Consider the following 14048-nt stretch of genomic DNA (forward strand, 5'->3'; position numbering starts at 1 on the left):
GACGACCGCCCCGTTCCGGTACTGGGTTACTTGATCGCGCCGGCGCCGATACCCTTGACGATGTGCCGCTGCGCGAGCAGATAGAACACGACCACGGGGACGATCGAGATCGTCGTCGCCGCCAACAGGATCTGCTGCTGCGGGGTGTCCGCCGAGGTGAACGCGGTGAGGCCCCGTTGGATCGGCATGAGGGCGTTGTCGTCGAAGATCACGAGCGCCATCAGGTACTCGTTCCACGCCCCGAGGCCCTGGATGACCGCGACCGCGGCGAGGCCCGGACGGGCGAGCGGCAGGATGACACTGAAGAAGGTGCGAACCGGCCCCGCGCCGTCGAGCGCGGCCGCCTCCTCCAGGTCGCGAGGCTGGCTCACGAAGAAGCTCCGCATGATGAGCGTCGACATGGGGATGCCGGAGGTGATCAGGATGAGGATGTAGCCGACGGGGTTGTTGGTCAGCCCGAGCGAGATGAGGAGTTTGTACTGCGCGAGGAACATCGCGGGTGCCGGGATGATCATGACCGCCAGGATGACGACGGTGAAGGCGCCCTTCCCGGCGAAGTCGAGGCGGGCGAGCGCGTATCCGGCGAGGCTCGAGACGACGAGGATGCCGACGACCGCGCAGCCGGTGTAGACGACGCTGTTCCGCAGGTACGTGCCCAGGTCGCCCTGCACCCACGCGGTCACGTAGTTCGTCCACTGCGGGGACGCCGGGAGGAGGCTGTCGTTGGAGAGCAACTCCGTGAGGCTCTGCAGCGACCCGGACAGCATCCACAGCAGGGGGAGGAGCGCCGTCAGGGCCGCGACGACCAGGAGGCCGTAGAGGCCGATCTGGTCCGGGCGGATCTTCTTCCGCCGGTGGGGAGGTTTCGGGAGCGGACCGCGGTCGCCCGGGCGTCGAGCCGTCGTGAGTGACCGGGTGCTCTGCTGGTCGGTGTCGGTGGTGATCGTCACTTGCGTGACCTCCATCCGGTGATGGCGAGTTGGAAGACGGAGAGCAGCACCAGGGCGCCGCCGAAGACGACCGACATCGCGGCCGCGCTGCCGTACCGCCAGTTCACGAACGCCTCGTTGTAGATGGCGAGCGTCGGCACCATGGTGTGGTAGCCGGGCCCACCGTTCGTCAACACCTGCACGGTGCCGAAGATCTGGAGGGCCGCGAGGAGGGTCAGGAGACTCACGATCGACGTCACCGGGGCCAGGTGCGGCCAGGTGATCGATCGGAACGTGGTCCACGGGCCCGCGCCGTCGAGCTCCGCTGCTTCATAGAGCTCCTTCGGCACGTCCTGCAGGCCGGCGAGGAACAGGAGGAACCCGAACCCCCAGTGGAACCAGATGAACACCGCTGCGACGGCGGGGAGCGCGACGGCGGGGTCACCCAACCAGTTCTGGGCGAGGGCTCCGAGGCCGACGCTCTCGAGCACCCGGTTCAGGACCCCATTTCCCGGGGCGAGGATGAACGAGAACAGCAGTCCGACGACGACGACCGACAACACGCCAGGCAAGTAGAACACCGTTCGGAAGAAGGTCTTGCCCCGGGTGATGCGGTTCACGGCGAGCGCCATGCCGAGCGCGATGCCGTTGCCGAGGAAGAACCCCACGATGCCGAAGAAGAGGACGTTGCGCATCGAGGCCCAGAAGACGACGTCGCCGGCGATGAACTCGTAGTTGGCGAGGCCGACCCAAGGGGTGTCCGGGCTCACACCGTCCCACGACTGGAAGCTGAGCAGGATCGCCTGGGCGAACGGCGTGATCGTGAAGACGCCGATCAGGGCGATCGCCGGAGCGAGGAACAACCAGCCGGTGAGGTTCCGGCGCAGGGGGCGGCCCCCGCCGCGCGCGCGGGTCACGCGCACGGCGGCGGGGGCCAGGATCGGCTGCGAGGTCATGGCGTGCGGTCCTGTGCGGCCTGGATGTTCGCCAGCACCTCGTCGACCGTCGCCTCGCCCAGGACGAGTCGTTGCGCCTCTGCGACGATGGCCGTCTTGACGTCGGTCGTGAACGTCGCAGACATGACCTGGACATCCTCGACACCGGCGGCGTACCCGGCCAACTGCTGCGGCACGTCACCTGCGGCCAGCAACTCGGGGTTCGTCGGCAGGATGCGTCCGACCTCGGCGAAGACGCTCTGCTGCTCCGGCTCGGTTAGCCACTTCACGAAGTCGAGTGCCTCCTCGGGGTGTGCGCCCTTCGGGTTGATGACAGCGCCCTTCCCGGGGATGCCGGGGGAGCGTGGGTCGAGGGTCGCACCGTCGAGCTTCGGCAGGGGGAGGGAGAAGTAGTCCTCGAACTCGGGGTTGGTCCGCAGCCCGACGGAGACGCCGGGGGAGGCGTCGAAGATGGAGCCGGTCGCCTGGGTGAAGAACGACGTCTCGACGTTCGGGTTGTCATCCTGGCCGCCCGGCAGCGCGTTGTTCGCGATGACGCCAGCGTCCTTGAGGTCGACCAAGAACTGGAAGGCGTTGCGCCAGCCGTCGTCCTCCCAGCTCGCCTCGCCGTTGAAGGTGGCCTCGATCTCCTCGTCGCTCAGCCAGTTCGAGGCCAGCCCCTGGATGAGCTGCGGGGTGAGTGACGCCGCGACGCTGAACTTCTCGCCAGAGGTCGAGGCCGCGAGGGCGTCGACGAACTCGGCGCCGGTGGTGGGTGCGGTGTCCTGGCTGATGCCAGTGAGTGCCGGGTTGACGAGGAATCCGTAGGTCTGTGTCTCCCAGTGCACCGTGTAGATCCCGGCGGGCACACCCAGGTTGTTCCCCTCGTCGAAGGTCGACATCTCGATGACGGCGGGGCTGAAGTCGTCCGCCCAGTCGCCGTCGAGTTCCTTGGTCAGGTCCATCGCCCACCCGGCCTTGTAGAAGGGCGCCATGTCGGTGGCGTTGAACGACGAGTAGATGTCGGGCATGGACTTCGACTGCGCCTTCGCCTGCAGTTTGGGGAGATAGTCGGCCGGTCCGGGTGAGTCGATCGTGATCTTCACGCCCGTCTCCGTCGTGTACTGCTCCGCGAGCTGGGTCAGGGCGGCCTCCTGGCCGCGCGACTGGTTCATGAAGGTCAGTTCGACCTTGCCGTCGGCTGCGGGCTCGGCGGCGGAGCAGCCGCTGAGGAGGAGGGCGGCGACGGCTGCGATCGAGCCGCCGGCGACGACCGTGGCGCGCCTGCGCGCTCCACCGGTCGGGGATGGGGTGTTCTGGAAACTGTGCATGGTCCTCACCTTTGAAAGCCAGGGATGACTCCGGTCGGGCGATCGGAGTCCGGCGATCCGTTCGGTCGCCGTCGTTCGGGTGGTGCTGGTGACGGTGTGCGGTGCGTCACCGCGGATGGTAGATGTCAACCGGTTGCCAAGCTATGCCTCGTCTCGTGTCGGTGTGTGGGTTGTTGAGTCGGTCTGGTCGGCGTCAGGGAGAGGCTGCGAGGCCGCGATCGGGAATGCCGGCGTGCACCGACTCGAACCCCTCGGCGACGATCGACCAGCCCGGGGGGAGTGCCGCGCCGTCGCGGTGGGCCGCGACGAGGTGGGCCGTCGCGGCCAGGAGTCCGCCGTTCGCCGGCAGGTAGAGCGAGAGGAAGCCCGGCATCTGCGGGTTGTGGCCGTTGTTCAGGTAGACGTTCTTCGGCGACGGCATGAGCAGCCCGTCGATCGCACGTGACAGGTCGCCCAACCGCGCTGCGGTCATCGCCATCACGGGGTAGTCCCACCCCCAGCTCGACTGCAGGTCCCAGTGTTCCCACACGCTGTCGAGTGTCGCGGACATGATCGACGGATCGATGAGCTCGGTAGGAGGCAGCCAGCCGTACGCCATCAACATCGACGGGTGGTCCTTCCGCACCAGGAACGGCGGTGTCGCGACGGCGGCGTAGGTCCCGTCGTCGAGCACGGTCGGCGATCGCATCCCCTCGGAGACCCGACGCCACCGGGGGTCCTCAGCAAGCCCGAGCCGCTCCCGCCAGATGTTGGCGACAGCGAGGGCCCAGGACCAGTAGGCGAGCTCGAAGGTCGGGTCGGCCGTCGTCTCCCGCTCGGCGAGATAGCTCTCCTGGGCGGGGATCAGGGGCGGGGGGAGCGTGAAGGAGTCGTTCCGTTCGGCGACGACGTCGGCCATGAAGGTCGCCGTCGCCTCGACGAGCGGATAGTGCCGGCGGAGGAACTCCTCGTCCCGGCCGCTCGCGTGGAGGAGTTCGAGCAGGTGGATCACGTGCGGCTGCTGCCAGACGAGGAACACCCCGATGTTACTCGGGGACTCTCGGGCGGACGGATCGGTCTGCTTCGGCCATCTCGCCCCGCGATACCCCTGGTGGCGAGCCGTCTCGCGAGCCGCATCGAGCGACCGGTGGTAGAAGTCGAGGCTGCGTTCGAGCAGTGCGCCACGGTTCCACAGGGCGAAGTGCGCGGCGTGCCACCAGTGCATCTCGAGGTGGAACTTGCCGGACCAGCTGTTGTACGTCAGGCCCGTCTCCGCTGGAGGTGTGCGGCCGGCGCAGTTGACGGCGAGGAGGTACTGGGAGAGGACGAGCCGACGTTCCAGTTCGGTCGCCCGCTCGTCGGTGCTGTCGCCGAGGTCGACCGCGGAGCCGTCCTCCCAGTATCGGCACCACCATTCGGCGGCGGTGGAGCATACGTCGGTGAACGTGGAGCGCTCCGTGCGATCGAACGCTGCGGGACCGGGTCGGAGCGCCACCACGACGTCCAGCTCGGGGCGGTCCGTCGCGGCCACGACGCCGTCGGGGCCGTGCTCGCGCAGCTCGCCGGTCGTGGTCACGTGGACGGCATACGCGGTGGCCTCGACCGTCCGTCGTGCGATCCAGTCCTGCGGCGACCGAGCCTCCCAGCTCGTGGTCTCCTCCAGTGGATGTTCGAACGGGGCCAGATCATCGGGCTGCGGGTCGAACACCCACGCGACGCCCCAGCCCTCGGCCAGGAGGGACGAGCGCAACTGAACCGCGAACCGATCGGCGTCGGGGTCGCCGACGGTGGTCACCTGGACGCGGTGCCCGAGCACCGAGTAATCCGCGTCGACCCGACCCGACCAGAGGTCGAGGGTGGTCAGGGCGTCGTCGATGATCGAGGGGTCGAGTGGCCCGGGGTGGTCGAGGCGGACGAGCGCGAGCCGACCGAGGTGGGCGCGGCGCGGGTTGTAGTGGAACCAGGCTCCGGCGGTGAACTCAGGCGCGATCGGGTCTCGCGGGCGCTGCAGTCCCATGCGGTCCAGGTAGGGGACCGGGCCTCGCTCGGTGGCATGGGTGGTCTCGGCCTCGGCGAGTTCGAGCGGCCGGGTGGGGCGCGTCTCGTACCAGCCCCAACCGGACTGGGTCTGGAGCGGGATCTGGAAGTCGTCGCGGTCGAACGCGCGAGGTCGTTGCTCGGGGAGGGCGTCGAGGCCGTCGCGGGGCACGCGGAGCGGGTCGGGCCGGAGCCGGTGGACCTCGGGGAAGGACTGCAGCCCGGAGAGGTCGACCGTGAGGGCGGCGTCGCCGTTGCCCACCGTGAACACCTCGGTGGGGTGGGCGGAGGTGATCACGGGGTTGTGCCGGCGCACGAGTCTCCGTCGATCGATCGCCATGCCGTCACCACCAATCCTCTAAGCTAATTCTGAGTCGTCTATCACTTTGGTGCGTTGAACATATCATTGCACCGGCAGACGTTCAAGAGTCGACGAGGAGTCTGGATGCGAGAGAAGCGCGGGCCGTACGCGAAGTCCGATCAGCGACGGAGGGCACTCAGCGAGGCCGCACTGCAGCTCGTGCAGGAGCGAGGGCACCGGGCGGTCGCCGTCTCGGAGATCGCAGCGCTCGCCGGAGCCAGTGAGCCGACGGTCTACTACCACTACCCGACCAAGGAGAGCCTGCTCATCGCGGCCCTCCAACAGCACGACGACGAGAACATCCGCGAGCGAGGGGCCGAGGCCGGAGCGATCGCCGACATGGGTGACCGTGCCGCGCTGGGCGTGCAGCGGACGAACTTCGGGCGACTCTACAACGAGCTCGCCGGAGCGGCGGCGGATCCCGAGCATCCGGCGAACGGGTACTTCCAGCGACGTTGGGAGCGGTCCGTGCGGGTGGTCGCCACGGACATCGAGCGCCTGCAGGAGGCGGGACAGGTGCCGAGGGAGGTCGATGCGGATCAGGCGGCGCAGCTCCTGCTCGCCGCGTGGGAGGGGCTCCAGCTACGGTGGATGCAGGGCCCGCCGTTCGACATCCGAGCGCTCATCGAATCGCACATCCGTGCCCTGCTCGGACCCGACGCGTTGGCGTGACCAGGGCGGACGACCGCTGCGGCCACCCCGCCGTCACGGCAGGGCGACCGCAGCGGTCGGGCGGGGCGGGTCAGAAGCGACCGGCGCGGAACCGTTCGACTCCGACGGCGCCCTCCACGACCGCGGCGGTGAGTTCCTCCACGCTCGTGTCCTCACGGCGGACGTCGAGGATCTTCCGTCCGTGGTTCATCACGATATGCCGGTCGCACACCTGGTAGGCGTGGTGCAGGTTGTGGGTGACGAGCACCGAGCTGACGCCCTCCGACTTCAACTGCCGAAGATAGTTCAGCAGTGCCTCGGTCGCGCGCACCGCGAGGGCCGAGGTGGGTTCGTCGAGGATGAGGAGGCTTCGCTTGAAGTGCACCGCTCGGGCAATGGCTACCGCTTGTGCCTGGCCGCCTGACAGCGAGGCGACGAGCTGCTTCGAGGACTTGATGCCCTCGATCGTCACGACGGTGTCCAGGATCTCGGAGGTGATCGCGTCCATCTGCTTCATCTTCATGAGTCCGAGGCGGTTGGTGATCTCGCGACCCATGAACAGGTTGCGGGTGATCGACATCTGCGGGACGAGAGCCGAGTCCTGGAAGATCGTCTCGACACCGAGCTGCTCGGTGAGCGCTCGGTTGACCGTGCCGTGATGCTGTCCCTCCCAGGTGTACGAACCCGATGTCATCTGGACGACACCGGACAGGATCTTGACGAGGGTGGACTTGCCCGCTCCGTTGTCGCCGAGCAGGCCGACCACCTCGCTGTGGCCGATGTCGAAGGAGACGTCGTTGAGGACGGTGTTCGCCCCATAGCGCTTCGTGACTCCCTCGATCCGTAGGAGCGGCGTCGCGGTGTCGATGGTGGCGTCGAGGGTCACGATGCCTTTCCTTCCATGAGCTTGTTGAAGATGGCGGCGATGACGATGATGAGCCCGACGAAGAGTTGGATGTAGAAACCGGGGGCCTTGGCCAGGATGAGGCCGTTCTCGATGATCCGGATCAGCGCGGCGCCGATGATCATGCCGACGATGCTTCCTCGGCCACCGAGCAGGGAGGTCCCGCCGACGACGGCGGCCGCGATGGCCATGAGCGTGTAGTCGTCCGTGCTACCCGGCTGCATCGACGACGTGCGGACGGCGATCAGGATCGCGGCGAAGCCGACGAGTCCGCCGAAGATGCCGAAGGCCATGAGTCGGACCGCCGAAGGGTTGATCGAGATCGCCTTCGCTGCTGCAGCGTTGCCGCCGACGGCGTAGACGTGGTTGCCGCGCTTGTGCCGGTGCAGGAAGAGCCAGGCGATCACGCCGATGACGAGCAGCCAGACCAACTGTGAGCGGAAGAGCCCGAAGTCGCCGGCGAAGAGCGTCACCAGAGTGTCGTCCTTCGCGCTGGACAGGATCGCGGGTGACGTCCCGTTCACGAACAGGCTCGCCCCGGTCCAGAAGAAGCCCATGCCGAGCGTTGCGATGAAGGACGGGATCTTGGTGACGACCACGATGAGGCCGTTGATGAGCGCGATGCCTGTGCCGCAGGCGATCGCGGCAAGGGCACCCCATCCCCAGCCCACCGCCTCTGAGACGCGGATGAAGATGATCGCGGAGAAGCCGATGTTCGCGCCGAGGGACAGGTCGAACTCGCCCGCGATCATGAGGATCCCGGCGCCGATACCGAGGATCGCGAGCACTGGTATGGACTGGGAGATCACTCCGGAGAGGTTGCTCGGTGAGAGGAACGGGAACGCGTCGGGGGCGACGATGCCGGCGATGACGAAGCCGAGGAGCACGATCGCGAAGATGATGCCGATCTCCAGCGCGCCGCGTCCGCGGGTGTAGGTAATCGTGTCACGGAGGCGGTCGGCGAAGCCCTGCGGCTGGTTGTCCGACAGTCTGCGAGGCTGCGAGATGCTCTCGGTGGAGAGCGGGGCGGTCAGGATGGGCGCGGGTTCGCGCGTGGGTGGTTGAGACATGGGGGTCCTTCGGTGCGCGACGGATCGCGGTCGGTTCGGGGAGGGGTGCCGTGCGCCGAGGGTCGTGGAGCGATCCCCGGCACACGACGGACGAGTGTCAGTAGCGGACGCCCTGCAGATCCTTCTCCTCGAGGAAGGAGACGTTGGACTTGTCGATCAGTCCGAGGCCGCCGGAGTTGATGTTGGCGGGGGAGAGGCCGAAGTCGATCGACAGAATGCCCTGCATGACCGCCTGGTACCCCTGCACGTAGCCCTGCTGATCGGCGGTCGCGAGGATCTTGCCGTCCTTGATGCCCTGGATCACCTGCGGGGACGTGTCGAAACCGACGACCGGGACGGAGATGCCCGCAGCCTCCATGGCGGCGACGACGTTCCGGTGCGGCGTGCCGCCGAGCGGGACGATCGCCTTGACGTCGGGGTTCGCCGTCAGCCACGAGGTCATGGAGTTGAGTGCCTCCTCGTCAGCACCGGAGGTACGGAGGTACTCGCCCTTCGTACCGACCGAATCCAGGGCGTCCTGAACGCCGCCGCCGCGCTTGATCGCGTAGTCCTGCTCGGGCTCCTCGGCCGGGAACATGACCTTGTCGCCCTCCTTGAGGTCGACCTCCTTCAACAGGCGCTCACCGACGAGCTTGCCGACCTCGGTGAAGTCCTGGCCGACGAAGCCCGAGACGCAGTCCTTGGCGCTGTCCGGAGCGGGGACGTTGTAGGCGATGACCGTGATGCCGGCGTCATGGGCGTCGCAGGCGACCTTCGACCACTTCTCACCCTCGTTGAACGGCATGAAGATCAGCGACGGCTTCGTCGCGATCGCGGTGCCGACGAGGTCGACCATCTTGTCCGGATCACCCTCGGCCGTCTGGTGCGTCAGATTCAGGTGGCCGAGCGCGGCCGCGTCCTCGCCACCCTTCAGGATCTGCGCCCAGAACGGGTCGCTCGCCGGGTTGTAGTAGGTGAAGAAGTAGGCGTCGCGGTTGTCCGCGCGCGATCCGAAGCCGGACGCGAGACCGGCGTTCGAGGTGCTGCTCGCACCCGCGGTGGCGGTGCAGCCGGTGAGGGCGAGTGCGGCGACGCCGACGAGGGCGATCGTGCCGAGGAGCGAGCGTCGTGCTGAGGTGTTCACTTCGTTGTGTCCTTTCGAGGGGTGGGCCTCGGGCGGCCCGTGCATCATTGCAGGGCTCAAGGTAGTGAAGAACAGACAAGAGGGCAATAGTAAGTCAGGACATATTTACTTGCTGGTGACAATCGGGGCGGAAGGGGGTAACGTTCTTATGTCCTAACAAACTTAAACCGATCAGGAGACTCATGCCGCTCGTCAGGATCGACCTCGCCGCAGGCCGCGACGCCGCAGGCATCCAGCAGATCGCAGACGCCATCCATGAGGCGATCGTCTCCGTCTACGGGATTCCGCCTCGTGACCGCTTCCAGATCGTCACCGAACACTCGGCTGGCCAGATCATCGCAGAGGATGCGGGGCTCGGTTTCGCACGCTCCGGAGGCGTCGTGATGATCCAGATCTTCACGCAGCGCGGTCGAAGCGACGAGGCGAAGCAGGCTCTCTATGCGGCGGTGGCCGACCGTCTCTCTGAGGTCGGCGTCGATGGTGCGGACGTCTTCATCGGATATGTCGAGAACGGTCCGCAGGACTGGTCCTTCGGCTTCGGTCGCGCGCAGTACCTCACCGGGGAGCTCGCCGTTCCGGCGCGTTGAGATCGCGCGATCGGTTTGCTACCGGTCGACGAGGGTGACCTCGAAGGAGTACAGGTCGGGTCGGTAGACGTGCTGGCCGAACTCCACCGCCCGACCGGAGTTGTCGAAGGCGGTTCGCGACATGGTCAGGAGTGCGCTGCCCTTCCGGACGTCGAGCATCTCGCTCTCAGCACCGGATGCCTCCCGGGCGCCGATCCGCTGCTTGGCGACACGCATGGTGACGCCGCGTGCCCGGAGCAGCTGATAGAGGCCATGGTGCTCGAGGGCGCCGAGGTCGAGGTCGGTGAGGTCCTCGGGCAGGTAGTTCTCGAGGATCGCGAGCGGGACACCGTCCGCCCGGCGCAGCCGCCTGATGTGCACGATCGGGCTCCCGGTCGCCACGCCGAGGGCGTCCGCGACCTTCTCGTCCGCCGTCGTGATCTCGGCGGAGAGGATGTCCGTCTGCGGCTTCTGCCCCGTACGCTCCAGGTCCTCGAACAGGCTGGTGAGCTCGACGTTGCGCGTCACCTTTCCGTGGACGACCTGTGTGCCGATACCTCGGCGACGGACGAGAAGGCCCTTGTCCACGAGTTCCTGGATGGCCCGACGGATCGTGGGGCGGGAGAGCCCGAGGCGGGTGCCCAGCGCTACCTCGTTCTCCAGACGTGATCCCGCTGGCAGTGTCTCATCATGGATGGCCTGCTCGAGCCTGGTTGCGATCTGGTAGTACAGCGGCACCGGTCCGGATCGATCGAGGTCGAGGAAGAGTTCGACGGGGAGCGTCTGCTCGGGCTGTGCCATGCGGCTCCTTCGATTGGGAGAGAGGACTTGTCCTGACAATATCAGGGCTTTCCAAAACGGGGCTATGTCAGGTCACGCTGGGTTGCGCGCAGATTGTTAGGACATACTGTCAAAATTCAGGTATGGTGATCGGACTGCGTCGCCGCAGCTCTGGCGATCGCCAACTCGACTCCCGGAGGCACTTCGATGACCGACACCTTCACCCCAGCCGGCACGCTTCCGCTCGCAGCCGCGGCGGCCTCGACGCCCACGAGCCTGTGGAACGATTCCGCCGACCCTGACGAACTCGCCAGGTCGATCGCGTTCGGTGCGGTCGGCGCGACCTGCAACCCGGTCATCGCCCTTGCGGTCATCGCCCAGAACTCCGACGTCTGGGCGCCGCGGATCACCGAACTCGCTGCCGAGTTCCCGGTAGCGGGGGAGGCCGAGCTCGGCTGGAAGGTGGTCGAGGAGCTGTCGATCCAGGCGGCCGTGCTCCTCGAGCCCGCGTTCCGGGAGAGCAACGGCCGGAACGGTCGTCTGTCGATCCAGACCGATCCACGCCTGCACCGGGACGCTGAGGCGCTCGTCGAGCAGGCCGTTCGGTTCTCGGCACTGGCAGAGAACATCATCGTGAAAATACCCGCCACCGCCGTCGGGATTCGCGCGATCGAAGAGGCGACCTATCGCGGAGTCAGCATCAATGCGACCGTGTCGTTCACGGTGGCCCAGGCAGTCGCGGTCGGCGAGGCGATCGAGCGCGGTCTCGAGCGACGGGCCGCCGAGGGGCTCCCGGACTGGGAGTTCGGCTCCGTCGTCACCATCATGGGCGGGCGCCTGGACGACTGGCTCAAGGCGTCCGTTGCCAAAGACCGTATCCTCATCGATCCTGGCTACCTCGAGTGGGCGGGCGTGGCCGCGCTGAAAGAGGCTTACCGGATCTTCACCGAGCGCGGGTTCCGGTCAAGGATCCTCTCCGCTGCATTCCGCAACTACCTGCAGTGGTCGGAACTCATCGGTGGCGACCTCGTCGTCTCACCACCGTTCGACTGGCAGCTGCGCATCAACGAGAACCGGATCCCCGTCGACCCGCACCGTATCGACGTGCCGGTCGCGCAGCACATCGTGGACACGCTCCTCGAACGCGTCCCGGAGTTCCGGAAGGCCTACCTCGTCGACGGCATGTCGATCGACGAGTTCGACGATTTCGGTGCGACGAGGCGGACCCTCCGTCAGTTCCTTGAGGCGGATGCCCAGCTGGATGCGCTGGTTCGTGACATCATCCTTCCGGTGATCTAGGAGAGACGCGTGACCACCTCGAAGGATTCGGCCGTCGCCGACGGAGTCGACGACGGGGAGCGCATCACCTTCCGGTCGAGGCGCTGGGTGCGGCCCGAGGATCTCAACGCACACGGCACGCTCTTCGGGGGCAGTCTGTTGCGGTGGATCGACGAGGAGGCGGCGATCTACGCGATCCTGCAACTCGGCAACCCCAGGGCCGTGACGAAGTACATCTCGGAGATCGACTTCGTCTCCTCGGCGCTGCAGGGCGACCTGATCGAGATGGGCCTCCGCGCGACCGCCTTCGGGCGGACGTCCCTCACGATGCGGGCAGAGGTCAGGAACATGGTCACCCGACGAAGTATCCTCACGATCGACCGCATCGTGTTCGTGAGTCTCGACGACGACGGACAACCGCTTCCGCACGGGTACACCGATACGACCTACAACCGGGATCGACTGCCGACCTCGACTGGGTCTCGCGCGACCTGACGGTGCCGGCTCGGATCCGCGTCGGTGAGACGGATCTCGCTGACCTGCTTGCGACGCAATGCGCCACGAGGGATGGACCGACGGGCGCGCGGAGAGCGACGCAGGACGAGGTCGAGGTGGGAGGGTTCGTCTTCAATCACCCTGAGTACGGCTTCGAGCATCGCGTCAGCGAGGGCGAACCCTGCTTCCGATCCGGCGAGCCCCGCTGGCACAGACCGGGCCCGACCGGGCTCAGCGCACGCTGATGTAGATCGGGTTCGTGTACAGCCAGGTGTCGGCCCAGGGGTCAGCTGGGGAGAGCGGGTACGGCTGGGGTGCCCGCGGGTCGATCTCGGCGCCGAGCGGACCGACCCCGTGCACCTGGCCATCGCTGCCGCGAAGGCGGACGTAGCCGTCCTCAGTGGCCGGCTCGAGCGGCACCACGACACGGAACGGGGAGTCGCTGCGGTCGGTGACGTCGAGCATTTCGACGACTCGGGTGCCGGGTGCGCGCTGTTCGTCACGGTCGGCGACGGGCCCGGTGACGCGCCCGCGGATCAGGTCGAGGTGCGCGAGTCTCGGTGTTGTGCCCCGCGAGGTCGGCGTCGTCGTGGGTGTGACGTCGACCACGAGCTCGAGGGCGGTGCCGCTTGCGACGGTGAGGGTCCCGCCCAGGGTGACGCCGGTCTGCGGCTGGTCGGTGGCACGGAGCACGACGGAGAGTCCGGCGACGAGGTGTCCGTGGTCGACCCAGACTCGGCCGGCGCGGATCGCGTCGAGGAGGGAGGCGGACGACCGGTCGACGGCCCCGACGTGCGTCCGACTGAAATGGCGGCCGCCAACCCCATCGTTCGCAAGTATGGATTGGAGTAGCGTTCTCGCGGCGTGTTGGTGTTGTACTTGGCCTCGATTTCTTCACGGCTGATGGGAACGTTCGGCTGGTCGGTCATGCCGGCGAGCCTAGCGGCCGCATTCGGCGCTTTGTCCGGAAATGGGGGCCTTCTGGCTCGATGGACATGGCACCTCCAGCGGGCCCGCTGCACAGTGGAAGCATGAACAATCCAGTCACCGCCCGGGAGAAGACCGCGCTCCTGGTGATCGACGTCCAGCAGGCATTCGACGATCCACAGTGGGGGCAACGCAACAACCACGATGCCGAATCGAACGTCGGGATGTTGCTGCGCGACTGGCGCCTGGCCGGTCGACCGGTGTTCCACGTCAGACATCAGAGTGCTAGCGAGGGCCAACTGTTCTCGCTGGGTGGGCCCGGTTACGAGGTCAAGCCGGAGGCTCGCGAATTCGCGGGGGAGCCGATCGTGGTCAAGACCGTCAACAGCGCGTTCATCGGCACTGATCTGGAGGTGCAGCTGCGCCGTGCCGGCATCTCATCGTTGGTCATCTGCGGCCTGACGACCGATCACTGTGTGTCCACCACAACCCGCATGGCAGCCAACCTCGGTTTCCACGTCACCATCGTCAGCGATGCGACGGCGACGTTCGAGCGACTCGGTCCCGGTGGGCGGCGGTGGTCGGCGACCGAGCTGCACGACGCCGCCCTGGCTAGCCTGCACCAGGAATTCGCGGTGGTCCAGACGACGAACGAGGTCGTCCGCGCGGCAGGCTCGTGAGC

14 protein-coding genes are annotated in these 14048 nt (G+C 67.1%); 5 read left to right on the top strand and 9 right to left on the bottom strand.

Annotated features, from left to right (window positions below; all coding sequences use genetic code 11):
- Positions 1–26 precede the first annotated feature (26 nt).
- The 4 genes from RWN05_RS04700 to RWN05_RS04715 all read right to left on the bottom strand — a co-directional run bounded on the left by RWN05_RS04700 (position 27) and on the right by RWN05_RS04715 (position 5551).
- Positions 27–950: a carbohydrate ABC transporter permease gene (locus RWN05_RS04700; RefSeq protein WP_153303425.1), complete on the bottom strand. Its 924-nt coding sequence runs from the start codon at positions 948–950 to the stop codon at positions 27–29.
- Positions 947–1885: a sugar ABC transporter permease gene (locus tag RWN05_RS04705; protein WP_314138737.1), complete on the bottom strand. Its 939-nt coding sequence runs from the start codon at positions 1883–1885 to the stop codon at positions 947–949. The genes RWN05_RS04700 and RWN05_RS04705 overlap by 4 nt, the downstream gene beginning before the upstream one ends.
- Positions 1882–3195: an extracellular solute-binding protein gene (locus RWN05_RS04710; RefSeq protein ID WP_314138739.1), complete on the bottom strand. Its 1314-nt coding sequence runs from the start codon at positions 3193–3195 to the stop codon at positions 1882–1884. Before RWN05_RS04710 ends, RWN05_RS04705 begins: the two co-directional genes overlap by 4 nt.
- A gap of 193 nt (positions 3196–3388) precedes the next feature.
- Entirely contained in the window at positions 3389–5551 is a 2163-nt protein-coding gene (locus tag RWN05_RS04715; RefSeq protein WP_079002383.1) for a hypothetical protein, read from the bottom strand.
- A 105-nt stretch (positions 5552–5656) separates the two neighbouring features.
- Here RWN05_RS04715 and RWN05_RS04720 point away from each other — a divergent pair, with 105 nt between their 5' ends.
- Positions 5657–6244, top strand: a complete 588-nt coding sequence (locus tag RWN05_RS04720) for a TetR/AcrR family transcriptional regulator (protein ID WP_079002384.1) — start codon at positions 5657–5659, stop codon at positions 6242–6244.
- A 70-nt stretch (positions 6245–6314) separates the two neighbouring features.
- Here RWN05_RS04720 and RWN05_RS04725 read toward each other — a convergent pair whose 3' ends face one another.
- The 3 genes from RWN05_RS04725 to RWN05_RS04735 all read right to left on the bottom strand — a co-directional run bounded on the left by RWN05_RS04725 (position 6315) and on the right by RWN05_RS04735 (position 9320).
- On the bottom strand, positions 6315–7109 hold the full coding sequence (locus tag RWN05_RS04725) for an ATP-binding cassette domain-containing protein (protein ID WP_079002385.1): 795 nt from the start codon (positions 7107–7109) through the stop codon (positions 6315–6317).
- Entirely contained in the window at positions 7106–8197 is a 1092-nt protein-coding gene (locus tag RWN05_RS04730; RefSeq protein WP_079002386.1) for an ABC transporter permease, read from the bottom strand. Before RWN05_RS04730 ends, RWN05_RS04725 begins: the two co-directional genes overlap by 4 nt.
- Positions 8198–8294: 97 nt before the next feature.
- Positions 8295–9320, bottom strand: coding sequence for a substrate-binding domain-containing protein (locus RWN05_RS04735; protein WP_314138743.1), 1026 nt, complete (start codon positions 9318–9320; stop codon positions 8295–8297).
- 182 nt (positions 9321–9502) lie between these two features.
- Between RWN05_RS04735 and RWN05_RS04740 the strand changes: the two genes are divergently transcribed.
- Positions 9503–9907, top strand: coding sequence for a tautomerase family protein (locus RWN05_RS04740; protein ID WP_079002388.1), 405 nt, complete (start codon positions 9503–9505; stop codon positions 9905–9907).
- Positions 9908–9925: 18 nt separating this feature from the next.
- Here RWN05_RS04740 and RWN05_RS04745 read toward each other — a convergent pair whose 3' ends face one another.
- Positions 9926–10687: a GntR family transcriptional regulator gene (locus RWN05_RS04745; protein WP_079002389.1), complete on the bottom strand. Its 762-nt coding sequence runs from the start codon at positions 10685–10687 to the stop codon at positions 9926–9928.
- A gap of 186 nt (positions 10688–10873) precedes the next feature.
- Here RWN05_RS04745 and RWN05_RS04750 point away from each other — a divergent pair, with 186 nt between their 5' ends.
- Both RWN05_RS04750 and RWN05_RS04755 read left to right on the top strand, forming a co-directional pair.
- Entirely contained in the window at positions 10874–11965 is a 1092-nt protein-coding gene (locus tag RWN05_RS04750; RefSeq protein ID WP_079002390.1) for a transaldolase family protein, read from the top strand.
- Between the two features lie 9 nt (positions 11966–11974).
- Entirely contained in the window at positions 11975–12439 is a 465-nt protein-coding gene (locus tag RWN05_RS04755; RefSeq protein ID WP_240555760.1) for an acyl-CoA thioesterase, read from the top strand.
- Positions 12440–12670: 231 nt separating this feature from the next.
- Here RWN05_RS04755 and RWN05_RS04760 read toward each other — a convergent pair whose 3' ends face one another.
- Positions 12671–13132: a hypothetical protein gene (locus tag RWN05_RS04760; protein WP_314138744.1), complete on the bottom strand. Its 462-nt coding sequence runs from the start codon at positions 13130–13132 to the stop codon at positions 12671–12673.
- 296 nt (positions 13133–13428) lie between these two features.
- On the opposite strand from RWN05_RS04760, the gene RWN05_RS04765 reads away from it, so the two are divergent.
- Positions 13429–14046: a cysteine hydrolase family protein gene (locus RWN05_RS04765; protein WP_314138745.1), complete on the top strand. Its 618-nt coding sequence runs from the start codon at positions 13429–13431 to the stop codon at positions 14044–14046.
- Positions 14047–14048 lie beyond the last annotated feature (2 nt).

This window comes from uncultured Plantibacter sp., from assembly GCF_963518075.1.
GTDB lineage: Bacteria > Actinomycetota > Actinomycetes > Actinomycetales > Microbacteriaceae > Plantibacter > Plantibacter flavus_A.